This is a genomic window from Streptomyces sp. RLA012 (assembly GCF_056270325.1).
The window spans coordinates 2,764,913-2,780,815 of the sequence record NZ_JBWDPA010000002.1 but is presented as its reverse complement, the minus strand read 5'-3'; the positions used below and the strand labels follow the sequence as shown (position 1 = coordinate 2,780,815).

13 protein-coding genes are annotated in these 15,903 nt (G+C 71.6%); 2 read left to right on the top strand and 11 right to left on the bottom strand.

Annotation, left to right across the window (positions count from 1 at the left end):
• Positions 1-22 precede the first annotated feature (22 nt).
• Together RV986_RS12900 and RV986_RS12895 are read right to left on the bottom strand one after the other, a co-directional pair.
• Complete coding sequence (locus tag RV986_RS12900; RefSeq protein WP_475917529.1) at positions 23-1,336, bottom strand: amidase; 1,314 nt, start codon at positions 1,334-1,336, stop codon at positions 23-25.
• A gap of 27 nt (positions 1,337-1,363) precedes the next feature.
• Positions 1,364-1,981 carry a TetR/AcrR family transcriptional regulator gene (locus RV986_RS12895; RefSeq protein ID WP_475917528.1) on the bottom strand — a complete coding sequence of 206 codons (618 nt, stop codon included), beginning with the start codon at positions 1,979-1,981 and terminating at the stop codon, positions 1,364-1,366.
• Positions 1,982-2,119: 138 nt separating this feature from the next.
• On the opposite strand from RV986_RS12895, the gene RV986_RS12890 reads away from it, so the two are divergent.
• Entirely contained in the window at positions 2,120-2,872 is a 753-nt protein-coding gene (locus tag RV986_RS12890) for an NADPH-dependent F420 reductase (RefSeq protein WP_475917527.1), read from the top strand.
• Between the two features lie 83 nt (positions 2,873-2,955).
• Here RV986_RS12890 and RV986_RS12885 read toward each other — a convergent pair whose 3' ends face one another.
• The 7 genes from RV986_RS12885 to RV986_RS12855 form a co-directional block, all read right to left on the bottom strand.
• Positions 2,956-5,139 (bottom strand): ArnT family glycosyltransferase, encoded by a 2,184-nt coding sequence (locus RV986_RS12885; protein WP_475917526.1) that lies wholly within the window; start codon positions 5,137-5,139, stop codon positions 2,956-2,958.
• A 178-nt stretch (positions 5,140-5,317) separates the two neighbouring features.
• Entirely contained in the window at positions 5,318-6,364 is a 1,047-nt protein-coding gene (locus tag RV986_RS12880) for a glycosyltransferase (RefSeq protein ID WP_475917525.1), read from the bottom strand.
• Positions 6,365-6,556: 192 nt separating this feature from the next.
• Entirely contained in the window at positions 6,557-7,159 is a 603-nt protein-coding gene (locus tag RV986_RS12875; protein ID WP_475917524.1) for a GTP-binding protein, read from the bottom strand.
• Positions 7,146-7,502: a DUF742 domain-containing protein gene (locus tag RV986_RS12870; RefSeq protein ID WP_475917523.1), complete on the bottom strand. Its 357-nt coding sequence runs from the start codon at positions 7,500-7,502 to the stop codon at positions 7,146-7,148. Before RV986_RS12870 ends, RV986_RS12875 begins: the two co-directional genes overlap by 14 nt.
• A gap of 1 nt (position 7,503) precedes the next feature.
• Positions 7,504-7,935, bottom strand: coding sequence for a roadblock/LC7 domain-containing protein (locus tag RV986_RS12865; RefSeq protein WP_475917522.1), 432 nt, complete (start codon positions 7,933-7,935; stop codon positions 7,504-7,506).
• 11 nt (positions 7,936-7,946) lie between these two features.
• Positions 7,947-10,397, bottom strand: coding sequence for a sensor histidine kinase (locus RV986_RS12860; RefSeq protein ID WP_475917521.1), 2,451 nt, complete (start codon positions 10,395-10,397; stop codon positions 7,947-7,949).
• Between the two features lie 215 nt (positions 10,398-10,612).
• A complete protein-coding gene (locus RV986_RS12855) occupies positions 10,613-11,635 on the bottom strand; it encodes a substrate-binding domain-containing protein (RefSeq protein WP_475917520.1) in 1,023 nt (340 codons plus the stop codon).
• 354 nt (positions 11,636-11,989) lie between these two features.
• On the opposite strand from RV986_RS12855, the gene RV986_RS12850 reads away from it, so the two are divergent.
• Positions 11,990-12,433 (top strand): cupin domain-containing protein, encoded by a 444-nt coding sequence (locus RV986_RS12850; protein ID WP_475924264.1) that lies wholly within the window; start codon positions 11,990-11,992, stop codon positions 12,431-12,433.
• 37 nt (positions 12,434-12,470) lie between these two features.
• Here the strand turns inward: RV986_RS12850 and RV986_RS12845 are convergent, their stop codons facing one another.
• Both RV986_RS12845 and RV986_RS12840 read right to left on the bottom strand, forming a co-directional pair.
• Positions 12,471-14,864, bottom strand: coding sequence for a SpoIIE family protein phosphatase (locus RV986_RS12845; RefSeq protein WP_475917519.1), 2,394 nt, complete (start codon positions 14,862-14,864; stop codon positions 12,471-12,473).
• A 32-nt stretch (positions 14,865-14,896) separates the two neighbouring features.
• On the bottom strand, positions 14,897-15,865 hold the full coding sequence (locus RV986_RS12840; protein ID WP_475917518.1) for an AraC family transcriptional regulator: 969 nt from the start codon (positions 15,863-15,865) through the stop codon (positions 14,897-14,899).
• Between the last annotated feature and the right edge of the window lie 38 nt (positions 15,866-15,903).

Here is a 15,903-nt window from a genome sequence, read left to right as displayed (position 1 = left end):
CACAGGGGTGTGCCGTGGTCGCCTACCGCCGTGCTCGCGCGGACCCTTCGACGGCGTGGCCGAGGGAGAAGAGCTGTTCCAGGCGGTCCGGGTGTCCGACGAGCTGGAGCCCCAGGGGCATGCCATGGGCGTCCCGGTGGCCCGGAACGGTCAGGGCCGGCAGGCCCAGCAGCTGCCAGGGGCGGCTCAGGACGGGGGAGCCGGTGGCCGTCAGCCCCTTCGGCGCGGCCCCCTGCGCGGCCGGGCCGAGCACCGCGTCCACGTCGGTGAGCAGCTCCAGCGTCGCGGCGCGCTCCCGCCGCGCGAGGGACAGCGCCTGGTGGTAGTCCGCGGACGCGATGCCGCGACCGTGCGCCAGGAGTTCGCCCAGCGGTGCGCTCAGCCGGTCCGGTCGGGCGCCCTCCACCGCCAGTGCCCGCGCGGCCTCGTACGCCATCACCGTGGTGTGCGCCTCGACGAGCCGGGGCGTCCGCGCGGGCCAGTCGACGTCCACGAGCACCGCGCCGCTCGCCACGGCGTCCTCGACGGTCCGGATCAGGGCTGCCCGCATGTCCTGCGAGATCTCGGCCAGTTCGGTGCCCGACCACACCGCCAGCCTTGGGCGCGTCGGCGGTTCGGGAGGGCCGGGGAGCCGGTCGGCGCCGGTCAGCGCCGAGTGGGCGAGGCGGAGGTCGGCGACGGTCGGGGTGAGCAGCCCGACCGCGTCGAGGCTGTGGGACAGGCCCATGAATCCGGTCGTGTCGAGGGGACCTCCGGCCGGGGCCACGAAGCCCGCGACCCCGCAGTAGGCGGCCGGCCGGGTCAGCGAGCCGGCGGTCTGGCTGCCGAGCGCCAGCGGGACCACCCCGGCGGCGACGGCGGCCGCGGAGCCGCTCGAAGAACCCCCGGGTGTGTGCGCCAGGTTGTGCGGATTGCGGGTGGGACCGGGCGAGAAGTAGGCGAACTCGGTGGTGACCGTCTTTCCGAGGGGAATCGCGCCGAGCTGCCGGAGCCGGGCGATCAGTGGGGCGTCGGCCTCGGCGACCCGCCCCCGGCGCAGCGGCGATCCGCACTCGGTGGGCAGACCGGCGACGTCGATGATGTCCTTGACCCCGACCGGGACGCCACGCAGGAGCCTGCCCGGGGACGCGGGGCTCGGGGACACGGCATCCGACGGCGCGGTGTCCAGCTCCCGGGCGGCGGCGCGCGCACCCGCCCGGTCGACCCGTACCCACGCCCGTACGTCGGGCTCCGTACGGTCGAGGCGTTCCAGCGCGTCGGCGATCGCCTGGCTCGCGCTCAGCTCGCCCGCCGCCACGCGCGCCACCAGAGCGGACAGCGTGGCCGCAGCCTCCACGGTTGCCGGCCTCCTTCTCCTTGTGGGTCAGGCAGTTGTCGCGGGGGTGGGCCGGCGCGGTGCGAGCGCGGCGAAGGCCTCGTCGATCAGGTCGTCGAGGTCGAGGCTGCCGTCGGCGGCGGTCCAGTGGTTGACGGCGATGTTCAGACAGTCGACCGCGGCGGCGGCCCGCACCAGCGGGCCCAGGGCCGAGGGCTGCGAGGGGGCCGCGCGCTCGGCGAGGGCCTCGGCGATGACCGGGCGCCAGCCGTTCTGCTTCTCCATGCTGCGCGTGCACAGCGCGGGGGTCTTCATGATCAGACGGGACAGCGCGAGCGCGCCGGCCGGGTCCTGCCGGTGGTGCTCGACGACCGTGCCCAGGGCGTGTCGCAGCGCCGTCCAGTCGTCCTCGCCGGCCGGGCGGGCGCGCAGCGCGTCGGCGATCCGCCCGCCCTGGGCGTCCACCGCGTCGAGGACGGCGTCCTCCTTGGTGCCGAAGTAGCGCAGGAAGGTGCTCCGGGACACCCCGGCCGCCGCGGCCAGGTCGTTGACGGTGACGTTCTCGAAGCCCTCGCGGCGGAACAGCTCGAAGGCCACCTGGGCCAACTCGGCCCGGACGGCGGCCCGTGCGATGTCCCTCGTGCTCGTACGCGCTGCTCCGTTCACCTCGGGATCGTACCGCTCACCCGCTCCCCGCTCGCCATAGTGAATCGCGGGCGCTAATGTGACACTGAGTTTCACGATTGGCATATGGATTCACTCTTGATCTATCTGCTTCACATCACACCAGCGGGAGAACCCACCGTGACCAAGACCCTCGGACTCATCGGCAGCGGCATGATCGGCGGCGGGCTGGCCCGCCTCGCCGTAGCCGCCGGACTGGACGTCGTACTCAGCAACTCGCGCGGACCGGAGACCCTCGCCGACCTCGTCGCCGAACTCGGCGCCCACGCGCGCGCGGCCACTCCCGAGGAGGCCGCCCGCGCCGGTGACCTGGTGGTGGCGACCGTGCCCCTGATGGCCTACGACCGGCTTCCCGCGGCCGCCCTGGCGGACCGGACCGTGATCGACACGATGAACTACTACCCGGACCGCGACGGCCACATCGCCGAGCTGGACGCGGGCGAGCTGACCTCCAGCGCCCTGGTCCAGCGCCAGCTGCCCGACTCCCGGGTGGTCAAGGCCTTCAACAACATCGACTTCCGGCGCCTGTTCATCTCCGCACGCCCCTCCGGCGCCCCCGACCGCAGCGCGCTGCCCGTCGCCGGTGACGACGCGGACGCCAAGGCGCGGGTGAGGGAACTGCTGGACGTCCTCGGGTACGACGCGGTGGACATCGGCACGCTCGCCGACAGCTGGCGCAGCGAGCCGGGCACCCCGGTCTACGTGCAGCCCTACCTCGCGGCGCAGCCCGAGGGGCTGAGCCAGGAGGAGGCGCAGCGCTGGTTCTTCGAGACCCCGGGTGTCCCGGTGCCCGCCGACCGGGTCAAGGAGCTGACCGACGCGGCCGTACGGCGCCCGGCGGGCGAAGCCCGCGCCACCCTCGCCCGGGACTGAGCGACGGAAAGGAACGGAAAGGAGGGGCGGGCCACCGGCGGGGGATGTCCGGTGGCCCGCCCCTGCCGGGGTGGATGGCTGGGTCAGCCGACGTCGGTGGCGTCCAGGCGGTACAGACCGCCGGTGCTCGACGTGGAGGAGGTGGAAGAAGAGGTGGTCGAGGACGAACCGGAGCTGTACGCCGAGGACTTGACGGCCGTGCCGTGCGCCTCGACCCAGGTGGCGATCTCGGAGTTCGTGCCCTGTCCGCCGTCGCTGCTGACGATGATGTAGTGCAGCTTGCCCGACTTCACCAGGCTCTTGAGCTTGGCGAGGGTCATGGCGTTGTCGCTGCCCGACCAGCCGCCCATGGAGATGACGGGCTGCCCGGACTCCAGGATGATCGAGGACGCGGTCTGGTCGGTGGCCACGGCCAGCAGCCAGGTGGCCCCGTCCTGATGCTTCTTCAGGTACGTGATCATCTCGGACGACACCTGCGTGCCGCCTCCGCCCATCTGACCTCCGCCGGTCTGACCACTGCCGGTCTGGCCACTGTCCGTCTCGCCATCGCTCGGCCGGGTGCCGGAGCCGGAGGGTGCGGAGCCGCTGCCGGACGGGGGCTCGCCCATGGTCTGGCCCCCCGTACCGCTCGTACGACTCGTACCGTTCCCGCCGCCCGGTCCCCCGCCCATACCGCCCATGCCGCCGCCGGTGCTGGGACCGGCCGTCGGGTTGGTGCCGTTGGTGGAGGACGTGGCCGCCGAGACCGAGTACGCGGCGGGACCGGCCAGCAGGGCGACGACCGCGGCCAGCGCGGCGAAACCGACGAGCCGGCCCCGTCGCATGAAGCGTCCGGCGAGCAGCCCGAGCACCGCGACCGTGCCCGCGACGCCGACCACGATCTCGGCGACGGTGTAGAGCGCGCCGGAGCCCGAGACCCGCTGGAGCAGCACGATCGCCCAGGCCGCACTGGCCGCGACCGCGGCCGGCAGCACCCAGCTCCTCCCCCAAGCTCTCGACTCCGCTTGAGCAGGGGGCGCCCCCATCGCCGCCGGACCCTCACGGAACGCCCGGTACAGGGTCACGCCGCCCGCACCGGCCAGAGCCGCGATGCCGGGGGCCATGGCGGTGACGTAGTACGGGTGGAAGGTGCCCTCCGCGAGGGCGAAGGTCAGATAGTGCAGGACGAACCAGCCGCCCCAGAGCAGCAGCGCCGCACGCTTCGCATCCGTCCGTGGGGCCCGGCCGCGCAGGATCAGTCCCGCGACGAGGGCGATGGCCGCGAAGGGGATGAGCCAGGAGATCTGGCCGCCCATGATCTCGTTGAACAGCCGGTACACGCCCGCGCTGCCACCGAAACTGGCACCGTTGCCCGCCGAGCCCACCGACGAACCGGCGCCGAAGATACGGCCGAAGCCGTTGTAGCCGATGACCAGGTCCCAGACCGTGTTGTCGGTCGAACCGCCGATGTAGGGGCGGGAGGAGGCGGGGATCAGGTCGACGACCACCATCCACCAGGCGCTGGAGACCACCAGGGCCACCGTGGCGACGGCGAGGTGGCGGATCCGGCGGCCCAGGGAGCCGTGTGCGGCCCAGAGATGGACCAGGAAGAAGACCGGCAGGACGACGTACGCCTGCATCATCTTGGTGTTGAACGCGAAGCCGATCGCGACCGCCGACCAGACCAGCGGCATCAGCCGGCCGGTGCGCACGGCCTTCATCAGCGCGGCGGCGCCGAGCAGCATCAGGAAGACCAGGATCGGGTCCGGGTTGGTGTCCCGGGTGATGGCGACGGTGATCGGGGTCAGCGCCAGTGCCAGTGCGGCGACGGTCGCCGCCGCGGGGCCGAAGTCGCGCTTGACCATACGGTGGAGCAGGGCCACGGAGCCCGTGCCCACCGCGACCATCGGCAGCGCCAACTGCCAGGTGCCGAAGCCGAAGGCGCGGGCGGACAGCCCCATCACCCACAGGGCGAACGGTGGTTTGTCGACGGTGATGAAGCTGCCGGAGTCCAGCGCGCCGAAGAAGAACGCCTTCCAGCTCTTGGTGCCGCTGTAGACGGCCGCGTTGTAGAAGCTGTTGCCGGTGATGGAGGTGATGTTCCAGGCGTACAGGGCGGTGGCCGCGAGCAGGATCGCCCAGAGGGCGGGACGCGTCCAGCGCGGGTCCTCGGCGGGGCCGGTGAAGACCCTTCTGGTCCGGGCGGTGAAGCCGCCGTCGGCGGGCGGGGCCGCCGCACGGTGCCGGCTGCCCTGTGAGGAGGTGGGCGGTGGGGCGAGAGTCGTCATGATGCGGGCTCCAAGCGGGGAGAGGGACTGCGACGCGGGCCGAGGGCCCGGAGCCGCATCAGGGCGAAGCGGGGTGCGGTGGCGACCGGGTCGGCGCCGACCGCGGTGATGGCGATGGGGACGGGGATGGTGGCGGGGGAGCGCGGCCGCTGTCGTGCGCCGCGGCCGCGCGGCCCGCTCACGCCGCCCTCGCCCGGGCGGGCGGGGCGGCGGCCTCCGCCGGGTCCGACGCACGGTCGGCGCTCGCGCGAGAGCCGACCCCACCAGGGCCGGGCTCCACGGAGCCGACCTCGCCGCACCCGGCCCGACGGGAGACGGCCCCACCCGTGACGGCCTCACCGGTGACGGCCTCACCGGTGACGGCCTCACCGGCGACGGCGATACCGCGGGCGGCGATGCGGGTGGCGGCCCCGTGTGTGGTGGCTTCGTGGGCGGCGGTCGTCATGCGATCCGTACCGGCCCGGTGCGGTACCGCGACGCGGGTGCGGCCGGTCAGGATCCTTCGTTGCATCCGGCCCATGCCCTTGAGGTCGTCGACGGCGGTGCCGACGATGTCGACCCGGCTGTCGGGGTCGTCGACCCAGTCGACCGGCACCTCGTGGATGCGCAGACGGTTGCGCTCGGCCAGCACCAGCAGTTCGGTGTCGACGAACCAGGTGTTGTCCTCGATGTGCGGGGCGAGCGCCCGGAAGACCTCAGCGCGCACCGCCTTGAAGCCGCACTGCGCGTCCGAGAAGCGCGCGGCGAGACCGAGCTTCAGCAGCAGGTTGTAGCAGCGGGAGACGAACTCGCGCTTCGGCCCGCGCACCACCGCCGCCTGGCTGTGCAGCCGGCTGCCGATGGCGAGGTCACTGTGGCCGGAGAGCAGGGGCGCGACGAGGGGGAGGAAGCCTTCGAGGCCGGTGGACAGGTCGACGTCCATGTAGGCGACCACATCCGCCTCCGACCGGCTCCACACGTACTTCAGCGCGCGGCCCCGGCCCTTGGCCTCCAAGTGGACGGCGTGGACATGGGGGAGACGGGCGGTCAGGTCGGTGGCCGCCTGCCAGGTGGCGTCCGTGCTGGCGTTGTCCGCGACGGTGATCCGGAACGGGAACGGGAAGGAGGCTTCGAGGTATGCGTGGAGGCGGCCGATGCTGTCGGCGAGGACGTGTGCCTCGTTGTGGACCGGCACCACGATCTCGGCCGACCGCTGCCGGACGCCTCCCGCGTTCTTTTCGTTCATGGCCCCGACGATCAGGGCCGGATCTGGGGCATCGCTGAGTCCGCGCTGAGCGAAGGATGAGAATCAGGGAACTCACAGCTTTCGCACAGTCACACCGTCGCGGCACACAGGAACGCCGACGGACTCCCTCTTCTCGTACGTCAGTCATGGCCCGTATGCCAGTCTTGGTCGTACGTCAGTCTTGGTCGTACGTCAGTTACTGCGGGCCGAAGCGATCAACTCGTCGATCAGGGTGAGCAGCACATCCCGGCACGACCCGCGCTCCCGGGCGTCGCAGAGCAGCACGGGAGTCCGTTCCGGCAGGGCCAGGGCGTCCCGGATCTCCTCGGGCGTGTACGGATGCTGTCCGTAGAAGCCGTTGACGCCGACGACGAAGGGGATGCCGCGGCGCTCGAAGAAGTCGATGGCGGCGAAGCTCGACTCCGGCCTGCGGACGTCGATGAGGACCACGGCGCCCAGGGCGCCGATGGCGAGGTCGTTCCACATGAACCAGAATCGCTGCTGGCCCGGGGTGCCGAAGAGGTACAGGACCAGTTCGGGGCTGAGGGTGATCCGCCCGAAGTCCAGGGCCACGGTGGTGGCCCGTTTCTCCTGGATGCCGTCGAGGTCGTCGACGTTCAGACCGGCGGAGGTGAGGGGTTCCTCGGTGCGCAGCGGGACGATCTCGCTGACCGTCCCGACCATGGTCGTCTTGCCGACGCCGAACCCTCCGGCGATCAGGATCTTGACCGCGTCGGGAGCGGAGGGTGCGTCGGGTGCCGAAGTCCCGCGAGCGGCGGGGTCAGAGCCGGCCAAGGCCGTCCCTCACTTTCTGCAGCAGGTCCAGGTCCGGGGTACGGGAGACCAGGCGGGGTGGCTGGACGGTGATCCGGCCTGCCTCCAGCAGGTCGCAGAGCAGGATGCAGACCACGCTCACCGGCAGGTCGAGCTGAGCGGCGAGCTCCGCCACCACGACCGGCTTCGCGCAGAGCCGCAGGATCCGGGTGTGCTCGGACTGCGGCCGGGTGCCGCCCGCGGGCGGTGGATCCACGGCGGTCACCGACGTGATGAGGGTGAAGTCGGCGCGGCTGGGCCGGGTACGGCCTCCGGTCAGCGTGAACGGCCGTACCAGCCGGCCGGCCGCGTCGCCTTCGCTCACCTCACTCGCCGTTGTCGGCGGCGACGGAGACGCCCGCACGCGGTGCTGCCCTGAGGTGCTCGCCGATCTTCTTCACCAGCATGTTCATCTGGTAGGCCACCACGCCGACGTCCGCCCCGTGGTTGGTGAGCACGGCGAGATGGGCGCCGGGTCCCGCGGCGGTGAGGATCAGATAGCTGTCGCGCATCTCGATGAGCGCCTGGCGCACCGGACCGCCGCGGAAGTCCATGCTGACGCCTTTGCTGAGGCTCATCAGGCCCGACGCGGTCGCCGCCAGCCGCTCGGCGTCGTCACGGACGAACGCCGTGGACTTGCTGACGACCAGACCGTCCTCGGAGAGCACGACGGCGTGGTTCACATCGGCGACCCGTTCCACCAGTCCGGTGAGCAGCTGGTCGAGCTGGCTGTGCGTGGCGGTGCTGGGGCGTGTCATTTCTCTTTCCTTCACGAGCGGTCGGCGGGCGGAGTCCACGAGCGGTCTGCGAGCTGGGTCGGGGGGTGGTTCTCCCCGTGGTCGTACGACGGTCCCTGGCTCCCGTGGTCGTACGACGTCCCCTGGCCCTCGTGGTCGTACGAGATCTCCTCTTCGTCGTCTCGGGCCTGGAGCGTGCCGCGCTGGAACCCGGCGAGTGAGGAGGCGGCCCGCTCCGCGGTGAAGTCGGAGACATCGGCGGATTCCCTGTCGTCGGCCTCGGCCGGCGCGGCCTCCTCCCGCAGTTCCGTGGCCAGGCTGGTCTGCGGCACCCGGCGCGGCAGCGGAGCGAGTCCGCCGCGCCGGGCGGCAGTGGATGCGGGGGCCGGGGCGGAACGGGGTACGGAGGTGTCACTCGTGCGGGCCCGGGCGGCGGGCCGCGCCTCCTCCGTACGTTCGTGGGGCCGGCGCTGCGGTGCGGGGTCACCGGCGGAACTCCGCTTGGCCATGACGAGCGCCGGTTCGGCGGTGGCCGGGGCCGACGGGTCGGGGGTCTCGCGCACCACGACGTCGTGCGGGATCAGCACGATCGCGGTGGTCCCGCCGTAGGGCGAGGAGCGCAGGGTGACGGCGATACCGTGCCGGGTGGCGAGCCGGGCGATCACGAACATGCCGAGCCGGAGGTCGTCGGCCAGCGCGACCACGTCGAACTGGGGCGACACCGCCAACTGGGTGTTGAACGCCGCGTAGTCCTCCTCGGACAGGCCGAGGCCCCGGTCCTCGATCTCGACGGCCAGCCCCTTGGCCACCATCGCGGCCCGCACGCTCACCGGGCTGGGTGCGGGGGAGTAGGTGGTCGCGTTGTCGATGAGTTCGGCCAGCAGATGGATGACGTCCGCCACCGCGGGCGGGCTCAGGTACACCTCGTCGTCGGTGTGCACCTCCACCCGCTGGTACTCGGCGACCTCACCGACGGCACTGTGCAGGATGTCGATCAGTGCGACCGGTTCGGTCCAGCTGCGCCGGGGCTGTTCGCCGCTGATGATGACGAGGTTCTCCTCGTAGCGGCGCAACTGGCTCGCCGTGGAGTCGAGTTCGTACAGTCCCTTGAGGATCTGCGGGTCCTGGTGCTCGCGTTCCAGCGCGTCGAGCTTGCTGAGCTGCAGGTTGACCAGGTTCTGGCTCTCCCGGGCGATGCCCAGGATCACCTTCTGGAAGCCGCGTCGGGTGTCGGCGAGCTCCACCGCGGTGTGCACCGCCGTGCGCTGGGCGGCGTTGAACGCCTGGGCCACCTGGCCGAGCTCGTCCTCGCCGTAGTCCAGCGGCGGGGTGGCGGACTCCACGTCGACCTTCTCGCCCCGGTCCAGCCGGGCGACCACGTCGGGCAGCCGCTCCTGGGCCAGGCTGAGCGTGGCCATCCTGAGGCCGCGCAGCCGTCGGGAGAGGGAGCGGGTGATGCGCCAGGACATCACGACGCACAGCAGCAGGGCGACGAGTCCGCCGGCGCTCAGCACGGTCGCCTTGACCAGCAGTCCGCGCGCGCTGTCGGAGCTGCTGTCCAGCAGTTCGTCGGTCTGCTGCTGGATCAGGTTCGAGTACTGGCTGGAGATGCGGCCGAGCGCGGCGCTCCAGCGTTGGTGCGCGTCCGGCAGCTTGATCGCCCGGCCCGTGCCGACGTTCCCCTCCCCGGTCGCGATCACCTGGTCCTCGACGGCCTCCAGCGTCTTCCAGTCCTGGCTCTGGAGGATCCGCTCGACCTGTGTCTTCACGGTGCCGTGCAGCGAGTTGAGGATCTGGCTCTGGAAGACCCAGCGCCGCACGTCGACCAGCTGGGCGAACTGTCGCCACGACTTCTCGTCGAGTTTCCCCGCGGGCCAGGCCAGGGCGAGCCCGGCGTCCTCCTGGGCCACGAGCTCCGCCGCGTTCCCCACCGTGATCAGCGGACCGGCCTGCGAGGTGAGGTCCCCGTCGTCGACCTGGGAGAGTTCCTGGAAGGCGTGGATCTGGTCGCCGATGATCAGGGTGTACTGGTCCAGGGCCTGTTGGGGAGTGATGTCGGTGGGGTCGTCCACCTGGCCCCGGTAGTACTCCAGACTTCCGACCGAGGCGATGACCGAGTACATTCGGTCCCCGATCCGCGCGGGCGCGTTCTTGAAGTCGTCCGACCGGCTCACCAGTTTCGCGACCTCCGCGTCCGTACGTCTGCGCTGCTGGTCCAGAGCGGCCCGGGAGCCGGTCGGTGAGGCCAGCCACGCCGCCGACAGGCTGCGCTCCCGCTGCAGCGCGAGCGTCGCCTCGGTGCCCATGGCGCCGGTCGACCTGCTCAGCTCCGTCTGTGCCCGCAGCCGCAGTCCCTCCGAGAAGATCTGCGTCGTCGTCACACCCCACATGGCGGAGAGGGTGACGCTGGGGACCAGCGCCAGCAGGATCAGGGAGAGCCGTATGGAGCCGAGACGGCGCCGGGCACCGGTCCGTGGAGACATCGTCGTCCTAGGGCGATCAGCGAAGAGGGGAAGGGTCTTGATGAGCGCGGATGAGGGCGAAGGAGGGCAAGGGGGTGGTCCTGCCGAAGCACACGGGGTGCGCAGATGCTATCCGTACAAGTGCCCGTACGCACCGTGAGTGACGGAAAACCTCGGTGAACGCTGTGCCGGGCGGCGCCGGGGCCGTCGCGCAACAGCCCCGCCGCGGCCGTGCGTCAGCGGTTTCCGCCGGCCGCGAACCTCGCGACCGAGGCCACGTTCTCCTTGGTCACGAACGCGGGGCCGGTGAGCACGGGAGCGGTTCCGCCGCCGCTGACGTTGCCGTTGGAGTGGTAGAGCCAGAGTGAGTCCACGGCGAGATAGCCCTGCAGATAGGGCTGCTGATCCACGGCGAACTGCACGTCTCCGCTCTGCACGGCCTTCACCAGGCTGCTGTTGAGGTCGAATGTGGCGACCTCGGCCTTGCTGCCCGCCTCCTTCACCGACTTCACCGCGGCGAGCGCGAACTGTGCGCCGTTCATGATGACTTCGTCGATGCTCGGGTCCTGGCGCAGCTTGGCCGTGACGGCGGTGGTCACCGCCTTCATGTCGGTGCCGTTCACATAGAGCGGCTCGGTCTTGCCGCCGAAGGTCTTCTTCACACCGGCGCAGCGGGCCTCCAGGGCGACATTGCCCTGTTCGTGGATGACACAGAGGGTGTGCTTGGCCTTGAGCTCGTCCAGTTTGTCGCCGGTGGCGCGGCCCGCGACGCTCTCGTCCTGGCCGAAGTACTCCAGCAGGCCCTCGGACCGCCAGGCGTCGATCCCGGAGTTGAGGCCGACCACCGGTATGCCCGCCGCCTTGGCCGCGCTGACGGCGCTCTGCATCGCCTCCGGCTTGGCCAGGGTCACCGCGATGCCGTCGACCCGGTCGCGGATCGCGTCCTGCACCAGACTCGACTGTTCCGCGGCCTCGGAGTTGCTCGCGTACGTGAGGTCGATGTTGTCCTTGGCGGCCGCCGCCTGAGCGCCCTTGCGCACCAGCTCCCAGAAGGCGTCGCCGGACGCGCCGTGGGTGATCAGGGCGACCTTGATCCGGCCGGTGGTCGCCTTTCCCGCCGTGCCGCTGTTCGCGTCGGAGGTCGAACCGTCGGATCCGGAGCAGCCGGCCACGAGCAGGCAGCCCGCGGTGAGGGCGGCGACGAGTACCGCGCCGTGCGGAGATCTGGGGGGTTGGTGAGGTGTGGGAGACATGGTCATGGCGTGCGGCACCTCGCTGTGCGGCCCAGCAGAAGGACGGGAAGAGGACGGGGAGGGTGGAATCGGTGCGACGGTCGGGAGGTTGTGCACCGACTGTCGTACTTTCGTTGGGCCGGAGCCAATCGTGTGTGACGCTCAGCCGTCAAGTGAGCGGTCATATGCCCGGGGTTGGCGTGCTCCGGGATTCGGCGGCCCATCGTCACTACTTGGACGCACGAGGTGCGGGTTGGGTGGTATCGCACCTTCCGTGCGGGGCTCGGATGTTCAATGATGGTGCGCGGGCCCGCAGTCGGAGGGCTGTTGGGTTCATACGGGGAGGGTGAGATGACGGCTGAGGTTTCCGCCGTGCGTGCCGTGCGTGCCATGCTGCGTACGGCGGTGACGGGCGCCGCGGTCGTGGGTATGTCAGCCGTGCCGCTGGCTGCCGGGACCGCGCAGGCGACACCACCGGGGCCGGGCGTCACCGGGACGGTGCTCTACCGGACCACCGTGGGGAACACCGACTACACCCTGCGCGAGATCACCATCCCGCCGGGCCAGAGCACCGGTTGGCACTACCACGACGGACCGCTGTACGGCAGGGTGGAGAAGGGCACCCTCAGCCACTTCGACTCGACCTGCGCGCAGGACGGCCGCTACCCGGCGGGCAGCACGATCACCGAACCCGCGGGCCCCGGCCATGTGCACATCGGCCGCAACCTGGGGTCGGCCCCGGTCGTCCTGTACGTGCTGTACGTGCTGCCGCACGGTGCCCCGTTCTCGCAGGACGCGCCCAACCCCGGCTGCGACTTCCAGTAGCGCCCGCGAGAACACCGGGGGACCCGCGGTCGCGCGATCACTCGGATGGCAGCATCTGCTCGGCCCAGATGGTCTTTCCGGCGTCGGTGGTGCGGGAGCCCCAGCGGTCGGTGAGCTGGGCGACGAGAAGCAGTCCGCGGCCGCCCTCGTCGAAGGTGCGGGCCCGGCGCAGATGGGGCGAGGTACTGCTGGCGTCGGAGACCTCGCAGATGAGCGTACGGTCGCGGATGAGCCGGAGCTGGATGGGGTCGCCGCCGTAGCGAATGGCGTTGGTGACCAGTTCGCTGACGACGAGTTCGGTGACGAACGCGACCTCGTCGAGTCCCCAGCGGGTCAGTTGCTTGGTGGCGCACTGCCGGGCGGTGGCGACCACCGCCGGATCGGCGGGCAGGTCCCAGACGGCCACCTGGTCGGCGTCCAGGGCGCGGGTGCGGGCCAGCAGCAGGGCCACGTCGTCGGTGGGGTGCTGCGGGAGCAGCGCCTGGAGGACGTTGTCGCAGGCGTCCTCCAGATTCGCGGCGCGGACCGCCAGCGCGCTGCACAGCACGGCCGTTCCGGCGTCCATGTCCAGGTCGCGGGCCTCGAAGAGACCGTTGGTGTAGAGGCCGAGGACGGAGCCCTCCGGCAGGTCCAGCTCGGTGGCCTCGAACGGGAGCCCGCCGACGCCGAGCAGCGGTCCCGCGCTCACCTCGACGACCCGCACGGTGCCGTCCGGGAACAGTACGACGGGCGGCGGGTGTCCGGCGGCGGCGATCGTGCAGTGCCGGGACACCGGGTCGTAGACCGCGTACAGACAGGTGGCGCCGATCTCGCGGCCGGTCGTGTTCTCGTCGGCCGCGAGATGCCCGACCAGGTCGTCGAGGTGGGTGAGCAGCTCGTCCGGGGGCAGGTCGACGTCGGCCAGCGTCCATACCGCCGTACGGAGCCTGCCCATCGTGACGGAGGCGTGGATGCCGTGCCCGACGACGTCGCCGACGACGAGCGCCACCCGGGTCCCGGACAGCGGGATCACGTCGAACCAGTCGCCGCCGACGCCCGCCCGCGACAGGGCCGGAAGGTAGCGGGAGGCGAACTCGACCGCCGCCTGCCCCGCCATCGCCTGCGGCAGCAGACTGCGCTGCAGGGCCAGCGCGGTGGTGCGCTCCTTGGTGTACCGGCGGGCGTTGTCCACACAGACCGCCGTGCGGCTGGCCAGCTCCTGCGCCAGGGACACGTCGCTCTGGTCGAAGGGGTCGGGGCCCTGGGTGGTGAGCAGCCGTACGAAGACCGCCACCCCCAGCGTCGTACCGCGCGCCACCAGGGGCACCGCCATCAGCGAGAGGGGGCGGCGGTCCCCCTGGCCCCGGTGCGGCCGGGCGACGCGGGCGCTGTGCCCGGTGAGCCAGTCGTCGATGTCCGGGGCGCCGGTCCGGGTGAGGACCGCGCGGCCGGTGGTCAGGGCGCGGACCGGCGGCGAGAAGGACGGGTAGGCGTCCGCCGAGCCCAGGCCGATGTCCGCCTCCTGCACCCCGGCGGTGCCGGAGTGGTGGGCGACCCGGCGCAGCTCCGGATCGGCGTCGACCGGGCCGACGGCGGGTTCCTCGCCCTGGAGCACCGAGTCCAGCAGGTCCACGCTCACGAAGTCGGCCAGCTGGGGCACCGCCACCTGGGCCAGCTCGCGGGCGGTGTGGATCACGTCCAGTCTCGTACCGATGTCGGCGGCGGCCTTGCTCAGCAGATCGAGCCGTTGCCGCGCCCGGTACTGCTCGCTGCTGTCGTTCACGGCGATGGCGACCCCGACCAGCTGATCGGCGGGGTCGCGCAGCGGCCACATCTCGATGTTCCAGGCGCGCATGCGCAGTCCGGAGGGGGCGCGGGCCCAGCTCGCGTAGTGGACCGGCCGGCCGGTCTCGACCACCTTGCGCAGCTGGCGCTGGAATCCGCGGCTGTGCTCCGCGTTCTCGATGGTGTCCAGGAAGAGGCGGTGGCGTACCTCGGCCTCCTGGACGCCCAGGAGCCGGCCGGCGGTGTCGTTCATCCGCAGATAGCGCTGCTCGGTGTCGAAGACCGACATCGACACCGACGCCTGTCTGAAGGCCAGGTCCCCCAGGTCGCGGCCCCGCTGGTCCGGCGCCGCGGTGATCACGTATCCCCGCCGCTCCCCGTGGCCGCCCTGGAGCGGGCACACCCGCAGGGCCAGCTCGGTCCGCCGCCCGTCCCCGCGCCGTACGGCGACCACCGCGCAGCCGCTCGTGTGCAGGGCCCGCCAGGCCTCGCCGGGGTCCCCGTCCGCCAGCTCGGAGACCGGCCGTCCGGTGATCTCCGCCGCGGTGTACCCCGTCAGCAGGCAGGCCCCCGCGCTCCAGCCGGTCACGATTCCGTGCGCGTCCAGCACCGCCATGGCGTCACCGGCCGTGGTCGCCCACCCCGTACCGCCCGGCAATATCACCATATGTACAAGAATGAGGTGATCCGGCAGTCGCATCAACCCAGGGCGGTGCCCGTACGGCGTCGCGGCCGCCGCCCCCCGGAACGCATCTCCCGGGGACTCACCCCGTACCGCTGCCGGAAGGCCGTGCTCAGGGCGCTCGCGGAGGAGAACCCCGAGGCGAAGGCCAGGTCGGTGATCGTCAGGTGCACGCAGTCGGTGCACTGCAGACGCTCGCGGACCAGGCGCAGACGTTCCTCGCGGATCAGGTCGCGGGGGGTGGTGCCGGCGCGTTGCAGGGCCAGCTGGATCTGCCGGAGGGACCAGCCGAGGGCATGGGCCATGGACGTACCGGTGAGGCCGGGGTCGGCCGCGTGCTCGCGTACGTGGCGGCGGACCATCGTCTCCACGTCGGTGAGGTGGCCGGACGGGTCGGGGCGGTCGTCGCCGATGGCGAGCATGCACAGCAGCTCGACGATCCGGTCGGAGACGGCGTTGAAGTGGGCGTCGGTGAGGTGGTCGCGCTCCGCGTGCAGGTCGCCGAGCATGGAGCTCACCACCCGGCCGAGGCCCCTGCTCAGATCGAGGCCGGTGGCCAGCGGCGACCTGCGGTTGAGCGGGCCGTCCACCTCGCGGGCGGGGATGGTGAGGACGAACGCGTGCGTCGACGCGTCCTGGACCCACTCGAAGGGGGCTCCGAAGGTGACCAGTGTGCCGGTGCCCGGGGTCAGCCGGGCCTCCCGGCCGTCCTGCCGCAGCACGATCTCCCCGCTGAGCGGCAGCAGTAATCGGTAGTCCTCGTCGGGGTCCTGCCGGACCTGGTGGGCGGTCCTGGTGTACTCGATCTCGTCCGACCAGAACTTGACGAGCTGATACTTCTCGGTGCGCTGGCGGACGGTCCCGCCGCGGAAGTTGTCGGTGCGCGCGTAGCGGTAGTCCATCCGGGACTGGTAGGACCCGATGTGCTCGCTCCAGAAGTCGGCCCGCTCGCGCGGATCCACCTCCCCGGTCGTCAGTGATTCCACGATGTAGCTTTCCGGGGGCAACGACGACACCATCAACT